This is a genomic window from Anaerosalibacter bizertensis (genome assembly GCF_009696605.1).
GTDB lineage: Bacteria > Bacillota > Clostridia > Tissierellales > Sporanaerobacteraceae > Anaerosalibacter > Anaerosalibacter bizertensis.
The window spans coordinates 1-19654 of the sequence record NZ_VULR01000018.1 but is presented as its reverse complement, the minus strand read 5'-3'; the positions used below and the strand labels follow the sequence as shown (position 1 = coordinate 19654).

Annotated in this window: 13 protein-coding genes; 1 reads left to right on the top strand and 12 read right to left on the bottom strand. The window is 28.0% G+C overall.

The features are described from left to right. Nucleotides 1-88: 88 nt before the first annotated feature. The 10 genes from FYJ27_RS10845 to FYJ27_RS10800 form a co-directional block, all read right to left on the bottom strand. Nucleotides 89-580, bottom strand: a complete 492-nt coding sequence (locus FYJ27_RS10845) for a DUF4652 domain-containing protein (protein ID WP_154484851.1) — start codon at nucleotides 578-580, stop codon at nucleotides 89-91. Then, nucleotides 573-1274 carry a hypothetical protein gene (locus FYJ27_RS10840; protein ID WP_154484850.1) on the bottom strand — a complete coding sequence of 234 codons (702 nt, stop codon included), beginning with the start codon at nucleotides 1272-1274 and terminating at the stop codon, nucleotides 573-575. Before FYJ27_RS10840 ends, FYJ27_RS10845 begins: the two co-directional genes overlap by 8 nt. A 68-nt stretch (nucleotides 1275-1342) precedes the next feature. Continuing rightward, complete coding sequence (locus tag FYJ27_RS10835; protein ID WP_154484849.1) at nucleotides 1343-1720, bottom strand: hypothetical protein; 378 nt, start codon at nucleotides 1718-1720, stop codon at nucleotides 1343-1345. A gap of 75 nt (nucleotides 1721-1795) precedes the next feature. Further along, the gene (locus tag FYJ27_RS10830; protein ID WP_154484848.1) at nucleotides 1796-3907 is read right to left on the bottom strand and encodes a reverse transcriptase domain-containing protein; all 2112 of its coding nucleotides are present in this window, start codon (nucleotides 3905-3907) and stop codon (nucleotides 1796-1798) included. 50 nt (nucleotides 3908-3957) lie between these two features. Then, nucleotides 3958-5757 carry a DUF1998 domain-containing protein gene (gene drmB / locus FYJ27_RS10825; RefSeq protein WP_154484847.1) on the bottom strand — a complete coding sequence of 600 codons (1800 nt, stop codon included), beginning with the start codon at nucleotides 5755-5757 and terminating at the stop codon, nucleotides 3958-3960. Nucleotide 5758: 1 nt separating this feature from the next. Then, nucleotides 5759-8926: a helicase-related protein gene (locus tag FYJ27_RS10820; protein WP_154484846.1), complete on the bottom strand. Its 3168-nt coding sequence runs from the start codon at nucleotides 8924-8926 to the stop codon at nucleotides 5759-5761. A gap of 14 nt (nucleotides 8927-8940) precedes the next feature. Next, nucleotides 8941-11334 carry a UvrD-helicase domain-containing protein gene (locus FYJ27_RS10815; RefSeq protein ID WP_154484845.1) on the bottom strand — a complete coding sequence of 798 codons (2394 nt, stop codon included), beginning with the start codon at nucleotides 11332-11334 and terminating at the stop codon, nucleotides 8941-8943. Continuing rightward, nucleotides 11331-12803 carry an Hsp70 family protein gene (locus tag FYJ27_RS10810; protein ID WP_154484844.1) on the bottom strand — a complete coding sequence of 491 codons (1473 nt, stop codon included), beginning with the start codon at nucleotides 12801-12803 and terminating at the stop codon, nucleotides 11331-11333. Before FYJ27_RS10810 ends, FYJ27_RS10815 begins: the two co-directional genes overlap by 4 nt. Before the next feature lie 12 nt (nucleotides 12804-12815). Further along, the gene (locus FYJ27_RS10805) at nucleotides 12816-14108 is read right to left on the bottom strand and encodes a hypothetical protein (RefSeq protein WP_154484843.1); all 1293 of its coding nucleotides are present in this window, start codon (nucleotides 14106-14108) and stop codon (nucleotides 12816-12818) included. A 16-nt stretch (nucleotides 14109-14124) separates the two neighbouring features. Beyond that, entirely contained in the window at nucleotides 14125-16047 is a 1923-nt protein-coding gene (locus FYJ27_RS10800; RefSeq protein ID WP_154484842.1) for a hypothetical protein, read from the bottom strand. Nucleotides 16048-16445: 398 nt separating this feature from the next. Here FYJ27_RS10800 and FYJ27_RS10795 point away from each other — a divergent pair, with 398 nt between their 5' ends. Continuing rightward, the gene (locus FYJ27_RS10795) at nucleotides 16446-17939 is read left to right on the top strand and encodes a ComEC/Rec2 family competence protein (RefSeq protein WP_229775546.1); all 1494 of its coding nucleotides are present in this window, start codon (nucleotides 16446-16448) and stop codon (nucleotides 17937-17939) included. Nucleotides 17940-18020: 81 nt separating this feature from the next. On the opposite strand, the gene FYJ27_RS10790 is transcribed toward FYJ27_RS10795, so the two are convergent. Both FYJ27_RS10790 and FYJ27_RS10785 read right to left on the bottom strand, forming a co-directional pair. Next, on the bottom strand, nucleotides 18021-19265 hold the full coding sequence (locus FYJ27_RS10790; RefSeq protein WP_154484841.1) for an O-antigen ligase family protein: 1245 nt from the start codon (nucleotides 19263-19265) through the stop codon (nucleotides 18021-18023). Nucleotides 19266-19280: 15 nt separating this feature from the next. After that, a partial coding sequence (locus tag FYJ27_RS10785; protein WP_268234925.1) for a Gfo/Idh/MocA family oxidoreductase occupies nucleotides 19281-19654 on the bottom strand: 374 nt, incomplete at its 5' end.

The window sequence follows — 19654 nt, the reverse complement described above, 5'->3', positions numbered from 1 at the left end:
AAAAAACAGATCTCCTATATGGAATGGAAAATGTGATTAAAAATGTAAACCAGTTTTATTTATACTATTAAAAGTATTCTGTAAGTAATTAATACTTAAAAGAATCTTTATATAATATATGCTCATTGTAAATATTATCTATATATCTTATACCATATACTTCTATTATGTTTTCATTTAATTTAAAACTTGTAATCTGAATATACTCAGGAAATTTCTTGACAACCTCTAATTTTTTACTTTTTATATTCAAAGAATATAAATCTCCTCCTATTGAAACTGTACCATATGTTTCACCTATAATTAATAATAAAGATTCATTTGAATACCATTTTATATATTTAGGTGTCTTTGAGTATTCCCAATTATAAACATTTGAAATTTTTCCATTATACAAATCAACTACATATACATTACTCATACACTCCCAACAAAACGGACTAATAAAAGCAGCTAATCTTTTATTAGGAGATATAATTGGTTTAGAGGATAAGTCATTTTTTAAAAGCATCCGCTTACCATTAGGTTTAACTAGATAGACATGCTTTTCTTTTCCATCATATATAATTTTGTTAATCACTAAAGTTCCTCCTTAATATTTTTCTAATCTTAAAATATTCTTCTGAACACTTAAATTCATTATGAAAATAGTATCTATAGTTATTTACGTTTAAGTTTTTAGACTGTATAGCCATTTTTTCAAAAAGTTCTTTTTCATTAGATGGATATTCTAAAATTTTATTATAATAAAATTTTAGAATATCCACTTTAGCTCTATCAATTGTATATGAAAAATCATATCTTTTTCTTTGATTTATAAACACTTTGAAAAACATAGGAGTATATATACATTCAACAAAAAGTTTCCTTCTGAATTTATAACTATAACTATCTCCATACATAACCTGTGTTCTTACAACTTGTTGCTCTATAGTAGAAAAACCTCTATTTAATTTATTAAAACTAAATTTATTATTTCTAATTAAAATTTTAGTTTGTAATTCTATATTTTTAAGTCTTTCTTTCTTTTTTCTTTTTATCATACATTTTAAATTATATAACGAGCCCTTTCTTTCAAAATAATCTTTGTCTTCCATATAAACTATAAATCCCATATAATCTAAAATAGAATTATTTAGTTCATTCTTTTCATTGAACTTTTTTATTTCATCCAGTATTATTTTCTTTAAATCTTCAAAACCTATAAAACCAAATATATCTATTATATTTGAAAATAAGTGATAATAAAAAAATAGGAATACATTAAAAACCATTACATGTTTGCGACTTAAATTTAAATTAAAACTTTTCCCAAATAGATAAGTGTAAGTTTCATTCCCTATTATAATGAAAAAAAGCATATGTAAAATATATATGATTTTGTAATATAAAACCATTCAAAAAATTTAAAAATAAATAGTCTAAATCTTCCTAGTTCTTTCATCATATTATCTGATTCATAAGAAATATTAATTCCTCCTAATAAATTTATAAAAAACAGTAGAAAAAATAAATTTATTTTATTCTTCATATCACCGAATCCAATTAGGATAGCATATAAAGCTATAACTAAGTAAGTAATTAATATATATTTCTTTTGATATTTTTTTCCAAAGCCTTCATCTTTTATCCCTAATAATATTGATACAATTGAAAAGAGTATAATTCTAACCGACTCTTCAATAAACTCTGAATCTTTTAATATCTTAACCCAATCCAATCCTGTATCTCCTTTCTAATTATATTCTTTAATAGATAAAAGTTAATTTTATTATTAATATTATTCATAACTTTTTTATACACTTACCATAACTTTATTTCCCTTAAAGCTATTTCCCTCAAAATATATTAAAATTTCTTCTACAGATTTTTTAAAATAAAAAACATGTCTACTTTTTTCACCATCTGTCAGATATTTTCCTATATTACCATCCTTATCATAAGGATGAGATGAAGGAAGTTGATTTCTCCTGTTATTTACTTCATGAAACCACTCATATGACCTTGGAAAGTTTTCCTTCATAAAATTATCATTGTCCAAAATATTAGAATATTCCTTGACATTAAAATCTTTATATCCATTTAGTTTTAATAGTTTTACAGTAATTAAATGGTTAAAAGTATTCATATAATTTAACCAAATAGATGAATCATTTTTTATTATATCATGTGCTCTTTTAAAAACCTGATTAATATTATTTAACTCATACTTATCCCAATAATTAAAATTAAAAAATTCATTCCCATTTGTAATGCCATAATATTCTTTTAATTTTATAGTTATATAATTATCTGTTATAGGAATATCATATATTCTTTTTATAAATTCATTTAAATTATCGTTCGTTTTATCTATACCAAAATAAAATAATTCAAAATATAAACTATATCCTAATAAAGCTACTTCTACTTCTTCATCTTCCATCATAGATTTAAGTAATATTTCCTTTGCCTTATTATCTTTCATAGTAATATATTTATAAAATTCTACTTTCCTTCGTACTATTAAATTTTTTTCATTTGGTATCTGAATTAATGTGTCTGAGCTATGGTAATATATCCAATCAATCATAAAATATCTAATATACCAATTTGCCCTTTCTCTTCCTATATAATACTTATAGTAAATTTTTTCATCAAATTCTACAATCTTATAAAAGTATTTAAATATAATAGCAATTATATAATTGTAGGGTGTATAATCATTTTCAAGCATATCATAAATAGTTTTTTGTACTAATGTATCGTTAAGATAATGTTTTGAAAGATAGTAACATACTATATCAAAACATTCATAGAACTGTTTTATATGTTTAATTAAAATTTCTTTTATAACATCATTAGGCCCTATCCTATATAATACAAACTTCATAATGGTTTTATCATAAGTCTTATTATTTATTTTATCTTCAGTCAATGTTTTTTTAATACTATTTGTTAGTTTTTTATTATGAGAACTTTTTAGCTTCTTATTCTTTTTATAATAAATAGCAATTTGAGATAATTTTTTATTATCGGTAATTAACTCTTTCTTACTCTTAATTAACTTAATACCTACTTTACTTGATTGAGGAATCAACCCCAAGTCTCTTGATAATAAATCTAAATAAGCTAAACACCTTCTTCCATCATTTTCATTTAATGAAAATAACCTTATATCATCAACATATCTAATATATTTAATTGTATTGCTTTTTTTAACTACTCTTATCATATTTCTATCTATATAATCAAGTAATATCTCTGCTAAAAATCCTGAAGCATTCGGGCCTTGTGGAATTCCATGATTTTTATAGATTCTAGACCTATCCGGGTCACATGACCAGATTTTCAACTGTTGCTCTAAAACACTAATTAGCTTTTCATCTGATACTTTATCTTCTATAAATTTAAGTAATATAGTATGATCTATAGTGTCATAAAAAGATGCTAAATCAAATTCAGATTTATATTTATAACCATCTTCAAAATATCTTATAGACATATTATTATACTTCTTCCATTGATTCTTCCACGGAACATAAAAAAAGATTTTTTCATCTTTCTTTGTAACTTTATTATAAATATGTCCAAATACGTATTTGTTAACTTTATATTTAAACTCGTCATAAAATGCATCCGCTAAAATATTTACTATAGCTTGATATATTAACAGGTCTATAAATGAAATAACTGTTATTGAACGTACTGTACCATCTGGCTTAGGCATGTAAATTTTACTTGCACAACTAGGTTCATATATATCATTTTCAATTCTATCAATTAATGTAGCAATATTTATATCTAAATTTAAACCAAAATTATACAAATCATTAATATATATACTTTTATAATAATTCCTTGGATATGTTTTTAATCTCTCATAAGCTAAAATAAAATTATTAATATCTAAAAAATTCCCCTCCACAATATCACCCTCAAAAATCTATTATAGAACTTACTTTATTATCCTCCATCCTAAAACAGATCACTAAAATATCCTATATTCTTATTATCAATCTCTCCTATTAACGTAGCTCTATCTAAGAAAAGATTTCTCATTTCGCAACTTGTTTCTGGCAATAATGTACAAGAATGACAAGCTGCTAAGTTTAGTGAGTTTAGTCCTTGTCCACTTGATTGGATACAAAGTGGATCTGATGAGCACCATCTACTTTGTTCTAAAGCTTTTTTAATGGTTTTTTCTAAGTTTTCTTTTCTACCTTCACTTACTAGACCTCCTAGACTTCCTTCTGAATCAGGAGAAGCTGTATATATTAAGATACCTTCCATATCGTATTTTTCATCTCCATAGTCTTGAGTAGTATATATACGTTCTTTTAGTGCAGAAGTAGAATATCCACATTGTAATGTTATTTGTCTTATTAACAAATGAGCAAATGTATGGAGCAAAACATATCTTGGTGAAAACTTATTGCAATTAAAATCTACTTTTTCTTTATTATTCTCCAATATCTTCATCCTGTTTATAACTTGTTGATCTTCCTCCCATTTTTGTATCCTTTTTTTATTAAGCTTAATAAATATTCCTTCACCCCAAAATTCAACAGCAGGTAACCATTTTTTTCTCTTCTTGCTTAGAGGAGCTATCTTATCTTTATCGTTGTCAAACTCATCTCCAGGATTTATTCTTTTAAATCCTGTTAGGACCAGTACTTCTTTTAACTTTTTAGCTAAAACTATTTGGTCAATATATTCTTTAAATACTTCTGGCACTTCTTCAGATTCTATTACAAAATCTTCACTCGTATCGTCACCACGCAAAAATGCTTTATATTCATCTATCATTATATCCCTTTCAACTTTTGGAGTACCATCCTTATATTTTTCTATACGATACATTATCTGTTTTTTTATTTCTTCTTTAGTACATTTAAGTTTCTTATCCATATTACTACTTTTTATAAGAAAATCTATCATTGGATTAGTCATACTTTTATCATTCATTTCTATTAATCCTCTTAAATATTCCTCATGTTTATTTAATTCCTTTTGAATTGCATCACTCCATGGTGGTATAGATAAAGCACTTATATGGTTTGGATAATATATATTGCTACTACCTCTTTGTACTGTTCTCAATGGTTCATCGCAAGGAACCTTATCTTTATCCTTTAGCCAAGGCCTATTTCCACTACATGAATATCCTTCTAATGAATTTTTAGTAAAACTATATTTCATACTTTTGCCTTTTCCACAAGTCTTACACCATATTATAATACTATCAAGTCCTCCTGTTTCTTTTCCATAAAACAGACGTAAATCTGGCTTTTCACAGCTTTCATCATCTCTATGAACCCACCAATCATAAGGAAAATCTTCAATATGACCTCTTTCACAGGCTACAATAAATCTTGATGGAACTATATTCCTATTTCCACAAATAGGGCATTTCAGTATATTACCTCGTTTAAATATTTTATAATATCCAATCTTTCCACATTTCTCATTTGAGCATATTAAAGTCTTTGGAAATCTAAATGCAGGTATATCTCTCGATCTTTTATATGGATTAGTTGATGTACTGTCTTGAGATTTTGGTTTAATAAAATAGTCTACTTTTAAAAGTTTCTGAAGATTTACTTCCTGTATTGTATCTTCCTCATCGCAGTTTGTCCAAAAATCTGTTCCAGCCATTATTACTGAAGCATTTGGAAAATCTACTAAAGAACCACATCCAAAAGTAGTTATCATCTGAGTTTGTCTGATTTGACCTACTATCTTTTTAGTCTTTGGTTTCTTTGAATAAAAGTTCATATTAATCCTCCTCTAAATATACATTACAATGTAGATCAACATTCCTCATGGAATTAAGTGTTCTAAAAGCTGCCTCTTCATCTTGATTTACTCCTAAAAGGGGTTTTGCATTTTCACTGCCATATTTATCATAATTTAAAAATTCACTATTCTCTATTTCTAATTCCCAAAGTTCTTTGATTTTCTCTATCTCATCTATAGTTTCATAATAGTCCTTACTTTCACCTACTATTTTTTCTGCTCTTTCAATGATATGATCTTCAATTTCATTTAAGTTTTCATCATCTATTTTAAAATTCCCTGCATCTTCTCTCTCCCTTAGATATGATATAGTTTGACGACATAAGCTTATATATACAGCATGTAACGCTTTATCTCTAGCTCCCATGGAGAAAGGCGTCAAACTATTAGGTTCTACATGTTTATATATAGCTGAATGAAAATTATTAAATTGTTCATAGTGGGATCTTTCTCTAGTTCTAGATGTATTATATATTACAACTACTAACCCTGGGTTTTGTCTTCCCACCCTGCTAGAAGCTTGGATATATTCTGCATTTGATTTAGGCTGTCCTGTCATAGCCATCAATCCTAATCTATCTATATCTATTCCTACAGATATCATATTGGAAGCTAGTACATAGTCAAAAGCTAAATTTTTTCTTTTCCCATAACTACTTTCTAATCCTTTTAATATCTTAGATATTTCAGAAGATTTCTTCCTACTTGTTAGTTCTTGCAAATTATCAAACTTTTCCACAGAAGTAAAAGCTGGTGTTAAATTTTTAAACTTCTTATTATATAAGAAGGAGTATCTTTCCTGCACATTGTCATACACTTGGTTTACAGCTCCACCTAATTCTTTTAAGCTATTGAAATATCCGAGTATAGTCCAATAGTTATCTATTACTTCAGTGCTAAATCCTTTATCTATTAAATATCTAGTTGCAAACTGTAAACATCCATAAACCCTTATTAACATAGTTGTCGGAGTTTTACTTGGAGATAATATTCCTATATATTTTCTACCAGGCTTCTCTTCTAGGCTTGCTTCTGTTGCAAAATAAGAATCTTTAATATCTATTCCCTGTGTTGGAAATAATCTATGTTCCCTGCCATAGAGGGATAATACCTGAGATTCTGCATTTCCAATGGTTGCTGTAGAAGCTATTATTTTAGGCTTTCTGCCTTCTTTTGTACTGAGATAGTCAATAGCTGTTTCATACAATCCAGTTATAGTTCCTAAAGGTCCTGAAATTAAATGCAACTCATCTTGGATTATAAGACTTGGTGGATTATATTCTGTATCTATTCCAAATATATACCTTATCTTAGGTTCCCAAGCCATCCTTGCAAATTTATCTACTGTTGATATTATCAATGTTGGTTTCCTATTATATATATCTTCATCTATTAAATATATAGGTGCTCTTTTACTGTTCCTACATTCACTATTGGGACAATATATTCCCATTCCATCAGAAGTAATTGTATAATTTATTGGTAAGATTTTACTTCCACATATAGGACATTCCAACAGTTGACAAGGATTTCCATCCCCTTCTTTTAGAGCACTTGTTCCACCTGATATTATCTTGTAGAGATTTTCTTTAGCATCTTCTAAATTATTAGGTGTCATACCACTCCCTACAAATAATCCAATGCTAATTTCTTCTTTTCCTAATAATCCCTCTCTTTCTTCCCTTATTTCATCACAACAACATATTAAAGCTGCTGCTCTTTCAAATTGTTGTATAGTTAAGAGTCTTAGGGTATATCTCATAATAACTGTTACTCCTGCTCCCATATCTTTCTCTATAATTCTTCTATAAAATATAGTAAATGCTGCTACCCCTAAATAGGCTTCCGTTTTTCCTCCACCTGTAGGAAACCAAAGTATATCTACTATATCTTTATAATCAGATTCTTCATTGATTATAGAATCAATTTCCAATAATATGAAAGCTAATTGGAAAGGATACCAAGTTATATATTGAAAATCAATAGGCATGTCTTTTTTCTTTAGATAATATACTCTCTGCCTCAACATAGCTTCATTAGCTAATTGAAACGCTAACAATATATCTTGATCATTAAGTAAATCTATACCTCTTCTAATCCTATTTGATGTTTCCTTACAAGCTTCAATATTATTTTTAGCTGACTCTTGAAACCTATCTTCCATTTTCTCAATTTTTCTTTTTTGTTGATCTATCCAATTGTTGTAAGATACAACCAGCTCCAATAATCTATTAATAACTTCTTTTTTAGAACCATGTGCTAAAAATTTCATCTGAACTACTTCTTTATTTACCTTTAACTGAGGCTTCATTTGCTTAAGCTCAAAAGATGGAATAAAGCTAGACATTACTTTATAACATCCATATTCATTGGTTTCATAGTCTACAGCGCAGCCATGACCTATAGCATAATCTTTTATATTTCCATAAAGCATATCTAAATTCTGTTGTTCTTCTGTTTCTTCTACTTGGATTAACATCTTTTTAGGAGCAAATATGGGTTCCTTATCATCTACAGCTATTATTTCCATGCCTACTTGGAAAAATGAATTAGAATCATCTTTTATTAAATTCTTTTCTCCCATATATTTGTTAATCAAAACTACAGTTATTGTCTTTGAACTATCATCATATATACTATGCAAATATACTTGGAGAGATAGCCCTTCCTCTATATCTATTTTGGTATCATCTTCTAAATCAACAACTACTACTTTCTCATAGGCTGTTCTCTTCCATTTATGCTTTTTCAAGTTTTTTTCCTCTTCACCTTTAGTTATTGTTTCAATATCCTCACTTACCTTGTATTTACTATATCTAACTTTTATCTTTATCTTTTCAACACCTGCTTTTATTGTAGTAGATATAGCTACAGAAGAAGGTTTATAGAGATTACTAAGGGATAATCCATCCTCTATATCCATTTCAATATCCTGGCCCTCTCTACCATTCTGGCTCTTCTTCTTTGTTTCTATCTCTTCTTTCTCAAACCTATCTACCTCTATCTTTTGAGGAAAAAGTATTCCCATACTATAGTATTGGGATGGATTTTCTTCTATTATTTCATCTTCTTTTACAGGACCATATAGATCCATTCTAAGTAAATTTTCAATAAAATCTCTAGCTTCATAGTATTCATCAAATTTCAAGTCTCTACCTCCTATTAGAAAATATCTAGTTCACGTTTACCAAATCCTGTTAGAGTTATACCATTCCATATTCCTCTTGAAATATAAGGATTTACCTGTTCTATAATTCCTTCATTTTCCAATACATAAGTACATACCTCATCTACATATATATCTGTAATAGCTGGAGGAAAATATTTTGAGTCCATAGTATGTACCCTATAGATTTTATTAAGTATTATATACACTTCATTTAAAAAATTATTTGACATTCTCCCTATCTTTGTATCTTCATGGTATATGTCATATCCAATAGCCATTCCATCTTTTTCTGCTAAAATTAAAGTTACTCTGTCATTAGTACTTACATTATTTAATATGTATTCTTGATTAAGTTCTGGATTTGAATCTGGAGCTAAAAATTTATCTGATACAAAACTTATTGTATCAATATCCCTTTCCTTACCAACCTCTATAGAGTTTAACATCTCCTTTTTCTTATTCCTGTTCCAAAAAGTTTCATACCATCTACTTTTTCCACCTTTAATATTAACTTTTTTAATTTTATTCCTATTCTTTAGGCTAAGCCTATAAAGATCTTCTTTGGGTCTAGTTAAAGCTACGTAGTATATTTTATTTTCATCTATTAAACTATTAGATTCATTTATATTCAACAAATTATCATCTAATAAAATTACCTTATCAAATTCTCGTCCTTTTGCTCTATGAATAGTAGATACTAAAATATCGTTTTCTTGATTTGCACAAAGATTTTCATATGTATGTTTTTTATAAGATAGATTCCTTGATAACTCATTGATACTAAGTTTTGAAGAATCTCCCTCTTCTACTTCTTTCAAACTATCCCATCTTCTTTGTATTTCATCTTCATCTATTTTTAATATAGATTTACATATTTCATCGAACTCCTTGTAGGATAAAATTTCTCCCCCATAGTTAAGACATTCCCCTATCCAACGATCTAATATTTTAAAATTTGATTCTTTCATTAGCTTATGTTCTATTCCCTGTTGACTTAATTGATTGGATACTTTCAGTGCTTGTCCATTACTCCTACACAGAAAGCTAATATTATCATATTCTAGATCCTCTATTTCATCCCTTATATTATAGTTTCTACCTAAATGTCGAAATGTTTTTATCTTGTTCATAATTTTTTCTTTTTGTTTTTCTGGAGAATCCAGTAGTATAGACTCCCTTATTTCACCAGATATTTTTGCCAATCTTTCTTTTTGTCTAAAGTTTTTATTAAATCCATAGGATTTTATTTCATCAGTATATTTATTTAATATCCAATTATAAAAAGTATTGGTATCCATCTCTTCTGGCTTATCCTTTACCTGATAATTGTAGATAGACTGACATGTATCTCCAAACAAGGTAAAGCCACAGTCTGATATTTCTAATATAGTTTTTACTAAACGGGCTCTTACTCCAACTAAATCTTGAATCTCATCTATTATAATATGTTTAAAATTCTTAAGAACATCAGAATTCTCTTCTATTAACTTTATAGCAAGCTCTATTCTATCATCATATCCACTATACATTAGATCCATATCTGGCTCTAAAAACTTAATTAAACTTGTTGCAAAAGAATCGAAAGTCCTTACATCCAATATGTTTAACTTATATAGATTTTCATCTTGAGAAACATTTTGTGACAGCCTATTATTGATTTCTCCTATAGCTGCTCTAGAAAAACATAGTACCATAAGTTCATCAGGATCTATTAACTCTTCTTCTATAGTTATATATTTAATTCTATCAAGTAAAGTATGTGTTTTCCCTGTGCCTGGACCTGCATTCACAAATATTTTATCCTCTATTGAAGCTTTGACTATTAAATCCTGCTCAACTATTTCTCCTTTATCTAATTCTATAGTTTCTATTTCTTCTATTAAATCTTCCTTTCCTGGAATAGTTTCTTCTATTTCAATATCTTCTTCTATTGGAAAAGACTCTACAATAGGTTCATGTTTCAAGGTTTTATCTTCTACTATATACTCTACACTCCTTAGCTTTGCTAAATTTGATATTTCTTCCTCTTTTTCTATAGTTCTAGGCTTTTTTAACCTTCTCCTATCCTCAATTGGAAAATCTGGCCTACATTCATCAAAACGCTCGCAGTCTATTTTCTCACATCTACATTCCCATTTCATTTCACCATCACTGTTTTTAACCAAACCATAAGGTATCTCTTCTTTATTGAGACTACAAGCACTTCCTTTAGAAAGAATATCTTTTTGAAAATCACTTAAATTCCTATCCTTATTTAAGGATCCAAAATACAATAATTCTTTAATAGCCTCCCTATTAAGAACTTTTCCATGAAAATCAAAATCCCTTTCTAAAGGTCCCCTTCTAATATATATATTGCTCCTTACATTTAGATTGGATCCTTTCATCTTATATCACCACTCATATCTGGCAATGTATAATAAAACTTTAAATTAGAGTACTCATATTCTTCATATTCATCACTTAGATGACTGCTCTTAATTTTAGATTTAAAAACCAAATCCTCATCAATATAGGATTTTGTAACAATATTTTCATTAAAAAATCCTTTTGCCTCTATAGAAATTCTATCCAGTACATTTTTCTCTTTAGACAAAGGATCAATCTTATTATCAGAGAATAAAAATACTGCACTATTCGAATCATCTACAAGCCCATATTGATGTTCTATAGCATTAAAAATAGGTACAGTAGTATGTCTCTCTATAATTGGGAAGAAACTATTGTCACTTAATAATACTCCTATGTCCTGATTAAGCCTAAACTCTCCTGAATCCATATTTAATAAAGCTGCTCCTTCAGCTATATTCCATTCTGGATCTTGGGGCAAAATCACATCCAACTCTTCTCCCCATAACTCTTCTATCCTTTCATAAAGAGGTCTTAAATTGCTACTTCCTCCTACCATTATTAATCCTGTTATCTCCTTCATATTCATTTCTGCCATCTTCACAGTATCCTTTAAAGTATCCAAAGCCTTTTCTACAAGTGGACTAATCAGCTCAGAAAACATATCTACATCTAATGGAATATTAAAAGAACCTAAATCACCATATTTCATTAAGCTAATATTTTTTATATCTTCATAAGTTAGTGTTTTTTTAGCTTGTTCACATACAGCTAACATTCTATCCTGATCCCTTTTATCCATTTCCTCAAAAGCAATATTTAAATTCTTTGCCTTTGCTATCTTTGAATGGACCCATTTAGCCAATAATTCATCTATATCATCTCCACCTAATTTAATTCCATTAGTAGCTCTCTCATATACCTTGCCATCATTAAGCTCAACTATAGATATATCTAAGGTTCCACCACCCCAGTCAAATACTGCTAATTTAGAGTGATGTTTCACTTCTTCATAATTTTTAAATATTGCAGATGTAGATTCATTTATAAAACCTTTTATTTGGATTCCTGCCCTATATAAAGCTTTTCTTATTATCTTCCTTTTAGATGATGAAAAACCTATAGGTACTGATATCATAGCATCTTTAATATCTCTATTATAATATCTATGTATTCTTTCATTTATCGATTTAAATATTTGAGCCACTACTATCTCTGGAGTCCATACTTCTCCAGCAATATCCCATTTCTTATCTGTATCAATATAGCTTTTTACAGAACTTATGATTTCACAACTATCAGATAGCTCCCGTCTTCGTGTTCTGGCATCTTCTCCAAAGTAGACTTCCCCTGAAATTTTATCAATAGCCAACAATGAAGGGAATGGCCTCTCTCCTTCTTCACCGAATTTATCAATATTTATTGTATTACCAGACTTTATAACACTAACTACAGAACTATTAGTTGTTCCAAAATCTATACCAAAATAATCTTCTGTATGCAGCATTATTATCTCCCCTTATATTCTTACTCCTTGCCTTATCAATTCTTCAAATATCTCCTTAACTTTTAGTTTCATTATTTCTCCCATTTCCTCATCTACTTTTTCATCTTCTATATCTTGAAATTCGTAGTAATAACTTCTCAGACTAGAACCTAATTTGCTCTTAAAGCCATCTACTGCAGATTTTTTCATAATCTCATTATTTGCAAATACCTCTTCTACTTGCTTTTGATTTATTTTTTCATTGGCTTTTAAATTTTCTATTTCCTCTTTCAACTTATTGTTTTCCATATTTAATCGATATCTTTTCTCAGTTTCGATTTCATTGGCCTTACTCAATTTATCTACTCTTTCTTGTAGCATTTCTTTCTCTTTTTTTAACTTTTCATTTTCAGTTTTGTAGAAAGACAGATTAGATATGGTTTTTTCCACTTGCTTGTCCTTTATTGTAAATCTCTTTTCCAGCTCACTAATATCATTCAATATTTCTTTAAATATATCTCTATCATTGAAATTCTTGTCCTCACTCTTAGATTTTTCTTCAATTGGTGACTTATCTTCAATTTTTTCAACAGCTATATATTGACCATATCTTCTATTTATATCTTCATCTTCTAATACCATTTTTCTTAGCTCTTCTGACCAATTTCCTGAATGAATATATACTTTTCCTTTCTCATTTGAATCTAATTCATAGACAGTTTTGAAAGATGTTAACCATTTTAATACTAGTAGTTGATATTTAAATGGTATAGCTATTTTTATATCCGCATCAGGAAATACTGTATTTACAAATACTTTTCCCATATAAACTTCATATTCTTCCATATCACTATACTTTGAAACATCTATATTAAAAAATTTCCTATCTACCATTTTTATAAAATCCTGATATGTGTAGCCAATTATTTGAGAATTAACTCCAGATTTACTGGTTTCAATTGCTACTTTGCAAGTTTCTCCTAGTACTCTTAAAACCCTAGAACTTCCCAATTTTTGCTTAAATATTTCCCTGGCCAACACAAGACCTCTTTTAAAACCCATATTGCTATTGTTTTCTTTAAATTCTTGATTATCTAAAAAAGTTTGTATTTTTTTATCCCTAGTTTCTTTATCTAAAGTATTTAAGTAGATTGAAAAAGGTTCCACACCATACTCTGGGCTAATTTTCATCATGTATTCATAAGCTAATTCATTGTCCTTTTTTAACAGCTCTGTTATAATTTCAGAAGCCCTTTCTCCATCAGCTTTATTTAACCCACCTTTTTTTCTCTGTTTTTCATACAATGATTTCAACTCTTCTATCATAAATATTTCCTCCCTCTTATTTATGTAAATCCTTTAGTAACTCTCCTTTTTCAGGGGAGTCAGGTATATATTTATATATTCTTTTTAATTCATCTCTATAGATATTATTTCTATTACCTTTTTTAACCTCTATTTTATACATTAGTACTAACTCTACCCAGCTATAGTTATCTATCTTTTTATTATGAATTATATAGTTAATGTTTTTTATAAGTTCCTTGTCTTCTTTTAAAAAAGGGATTAAATTAAATACATCCTCTTTTATTAAAGATGATGAAATAAGCTTATCTCCATAAATAATGGAACGATAATTTTTATATGTAAGTAATATATCTGCAAAATTTCCTTCTGCATATCTGCCTATCTCATCCTCTATAATATTGATCCTAAAGTTCTTTAAATATAATAAACAAATTAATACTTGTTTTAACTCATCTACTATTTTATCTACACCTTTTATATTCTTTAAAATACCAATAGCTTTAATATTGTTATTCCTATATAGTTTCCACGCTCTTGTTAAATTTTTCCCTTCAGGTAATGAGGCAATCTCACTTTTAAAAAACATACCTCTCTTGTTTAAAACATCTTCTTTCCATTCCTCATAAAGACCTTCCTTATTATTAGCTTTTCTAAGTGAAGTTCTAGGCTCTGAGATCCACTTTATTGGCAATATAAAGGAAGTACTATATTTATAATGTTTTACTTTAATTTTAATTTTTTCTAAACCTTTAGGAATCATATAGAAATTCGGATTATCTTTGTATTTAAAACATCCTATAAACTCAAGTTTATCTGTATTAGATTCTAAAATTATATCCTTTTCATCCTTATATTTTGAAATTGGTAATTTGGTATGTTTTTTAGATATGTAACAAAATTTCAGTGGTTTGAAAGGTTCTGTATCAAATTTAGTATTTCTTCTATCAAAAGGTTCTGCCCATATTTCCCCTATAGTACAAGGTTCTTCTTTTATGTAATTCATCAATCTATCTACATCTTTTACTCTCTGTGGCCCTGATCCAATATCATAGAATAAGAAATAAATTTTATTATCTAGTAAATATTTATTCTCAATATTTAGCTCTGGTAACTTTAAATAAAATATATTATATTTACCATCTTCAGACATATAATCTGGTTTAGAAGCCCATCTTAAAGTTAATTCTTTATTAAAGTCAAAAACTTGTTTCTCAGTTCTCCCATGGTCAATAATAGGACTAATATTAACTTTTCTTTTATCAAATTTATATAAATGAAAATATTTAAAAAATTCTTCCCAAAATCCTGGGTAAAATCCCCTTATTTCAAATATATCTTCTATTGTCAGTATCTTTTTATTTAAATAATCCATGATTTTAAAAACCTGGATTGTAAATTTCCAACCTGATTCATCTATTAAATATTTCTTTAGATAATCTGGACAATTAATGCTTTCTAAATAATATTTAAAATCAGTTTTAGATTTAATATCGTTTCTTCTATAACTATTTTTTCCTAATGTAGTTCTAACTATTTCTGCAAATATAGGTATAGATCTTTTAGTTATGCCAGTCTGCTCTAAAATAGCCCCTACATAACGAAAAGGTCCTACCCTGTTAAACTCTAAATATCCTTTATTCATTAAAACAAATTCTATAACCTGTCCAATTTCTTCATTATATACAATATTCCCTGTTAACCCACAATATTTGTAAAAATGAGGCCAATAACCTGTATCATCATAATAATGGTATGCAATACTGACTGAATAAACCAATAAAACATTTTCCATTCTTTTAAAATCATTATTAGATATAAAATATCCTAGATATTTTCCTATATCCCATATTTCATCTTCTGTTAATATCAAACTATTTAAATAAGATGTGTTCTCTATCCTTCCCTTATACTCTCTTTCAATATCCATTATCCTTCTATATTCCTTAAGTTCTAACATACTATTTCCCCCTGATTTTCTGTTGATTTAAGACTTAAAATGTGTGGAAAAATACCCTCGTTTTCTATATAATTCTACATATTCACTATAAATCCTCTATTATTAGAGACATATAACAAAATTATGTTTGTTTTCAAAAAAATAAGATTATCTATATCTAATATCCCATTCCCATTCACCTTTTATTAAGTTGATGATATTATTTTTAGAATCAATTTACATTCAGAAATATAACTTTTTTTGTATCTTTAAGTAATAGAACCCTATAATTTTAGTTTTAATTTTCATTTCTTCTTACCAAATTATAATGAGTTATTCCTTAACCTCCAAAGTAAGGAATAATTTTTTCCTTGTTTGGACAAGATGATAATATTAACATTTGGTAAAGGAGGATGAATTTGAATAATTTTTTTAAACACATTCCAGGGTTTCGCAGCGATAGAACTTGGAAAAAAGTCATAGCAATTCTATACTACATTTTTTCATTTGCAATGCTTCTAAGTGGAGATATAGGACTATTTATATCTTTCTTAGGAATACCTTTCTTAACATTCTCACTAGTTGATTTAACTAAAGCAAAGAAAAATAATAAGCCAATGAAAGCTGCAGCAACAACACTTATAATCTCACTAATAGCCACATCTGTTGGTTTTGCTATGATTGAACCTGAAGAAAATGATGTAGCCGAAAAAGAAACACCTGCTGCAATAGAAAAAGTAGAAGAAAAAACAGAAGAGATTAAAACAAAACCAGAAAAACCAAAAGAGCCAGAAAAGCCAAAGAAAGAACAATTTGAAAAAGTAAGAGATCTCAAAGTTCACTATATAGATGTTGGACAAGGAGATAGTATATTAGTCCAGCTTCCAAATGGTGAAACAGCTTTAATCGATGGCGGACCTGAAAGCAGTAGTCAAACAGTTTTAAATTATTTAAAAGAGCAAAATGTAGAAAAGATTGATTATCTTGTAGCAACGCACCCTCATGAAGATCACATTGGAGGATTGCCTATAGTTATTCAAAATTTTGAAATAGGCAATATTTATATGCCTGACAAAACTCATACTACTAAAACATTCGAAAATCTAATGTCCGCTATACAGAATAAAGGAATTAAATTTAAAACCCCCATTGCTGGAGATATGTTACTTGACAAGGAAGGATTGAATTTAACTGTATTAGCTCCAGAAACTAATATTAATGACGATAACTTAAATAACTATAGCATTGTACTTAAACTAAATTATAAAGATAATTCTTTCCTATTCACTGGAGATGCTGAAACAGAAGCAGAACAAAATATGTTAAATGGTAACTATGATTTAAAGTCCGATATATTAAAAGTTGGCCATCACGGTAGTTATTCTTCTACAACTAATAAATTTCTTGAAAAAGTAAATCCAGAATATGCAATTATAAGCTGTGGCGCAGAAAATAAGTATGGCTATCCTCATCAAGCAATTATTGACAAATTAGAAGCTAAAGGTATTCAAATATATAGGACCGATAAAGACGGTACTATTATAATTGCAGTAGATAACGAAGAAATAAAAATAGACTTTAAAAAGACTGCTAAACCAAAGAAAGAAAATGCTCCACCCAAAGAGGAAAAACAAAGTTCATACAAAAACTCTCAACCTAATCAATCAGTCAATTCTAATGGAGAAAGCAATAAAAATAGTAGCAATTCAGGAAATACTAGTTCTAACGGAGCTGTTTCCAAACCAAAGCCACCAGCAACTGATGGTGTAGAAGAAGTATATATAACAAACACAGGATCCAAATATCATAGAGGAAATTGTAGACATTTAAAGAAAAGCAAAATTCCTATTAGTTTGAAAAAAGCTAAAAGTCAAGGATTTACACCTTGCAAAGTATGTGGACCACCACAATAATAAATAAAGAAAAAAAATAGTGGCAGATTTATTCTTGCCACTATTTTTTAACCTCAATAGAAATAAAAATCAATGAATATTCTATTTATTAACTTCTGAATCATTATAAAATTTATGTTTAATAGTATTTGTGGAATTTATACAAATAGACATAAATAGCCAAAAGTTTCCAGAAGTTAAATATGAGCCTGAAACAAGCAACTGTACAAATCCTATTCCAAAAAAAAGCAATGCTAAATCAGTTTCAACTTCATCTTTATTATTAAATATACCATTAATATAAAAATAAATAAATAAAATTATTATTAAGCCCCCAATTATTACCCCAAATTGGACTAAAACCTCTAAAAAAAAGTTATGCGGATATGTCCCCCCCAACAATACCCTATCTCCAGCCAATCCATATCCTAACAATGGCCTTTCTTTAATACACTCAACAATAAAACTATAGATGTTAATTCTACCACTTGAAAAATCGACTGAATTACTCAGAAAAATTCTAAGTGTCCTGCTTCTAAATCCCATATTTTCTAAAATTAAGTTTAGCTTTACAATCATAATATCAAAATTCAATGAAATTATTATAATTACTGCTATAAATAAGCAAGTTGTGATGAAATATTTTACTATATTCTTACTATTATGTATATATTTTATAGCTAAAAAAAACCAAAATAATATCAGGGAAAGCAGTGGACCCCTAGAACCCATTATAATTATCATCATAATTCCTACAAAAACTAATAGCACATCAACAATACTAAAATCTCTATATATCTTGTATAATAATGTTTCTACTGGAACCAATATCAAATATGAAAAAACCATATCATATCTAATAACTGAAAAATCTGTGGCTATAAAGAAAACTATTCCAAGCATCATTTGATAATATGAAGATTTTATCAACATTTCTAATAATATTGATTTATCATAAATAGCAGTATAATATATAAATATCGGCATACAAATTAATAATAAATAGAAAGATATTTCTAATAAATACTGTAAATTACTTGGAAAAAACAACATATTAAGTAATATAATAATAAACGATATAAGGTACGAACTAATAAAAATCTTTCCTACTCTATCAAATACAACCTTAATTATACTAATAAAATATATCCCTACTAATACCATAAAAATACCGCTAATCATGGCCCTTACACCAGGGCTTGTTATTTTAAATACCTGTTTAAATGTATAGTTAGTTATAAGCATACAAAATTGAAGTACAATTGCAAAACTAATCCTTTTGTCATTATATATTTTCTTGCTTTTCTTGATATTTTTTCTATTTGATTTAGATATACTAAGGATCATTGGTTAACATCTCCATTATTCGTTTCTAGAATTTTCATAAGCCTTAAGTATTATCTCTAAAGCCTTTCTACCTTCTTCTCCATTTATTAAAGGCTCTCTATCATTTTTTATCGCATCTATAAAATCCTTATAAAGTGGAGTATGCCCACTTCCATATACACTATCTACTTTTGTACTTTCATCTTCTTTATCATAGTCTCTTTCATCTGCAAATTGCCATGTTTTTATTTCATTAACAGCCAGTCCACCTATAACAACTGTCCCTTTTTCTCCAAATATACTTAAAGTTTCTTCTAAGTTTTTAGGATATACACAAGCACTTCCTTCAACTATTCCTATTGAGCCATTTTTAAATCTAATAAGTATTGCCCCAAAGTCTTCCATCTCTA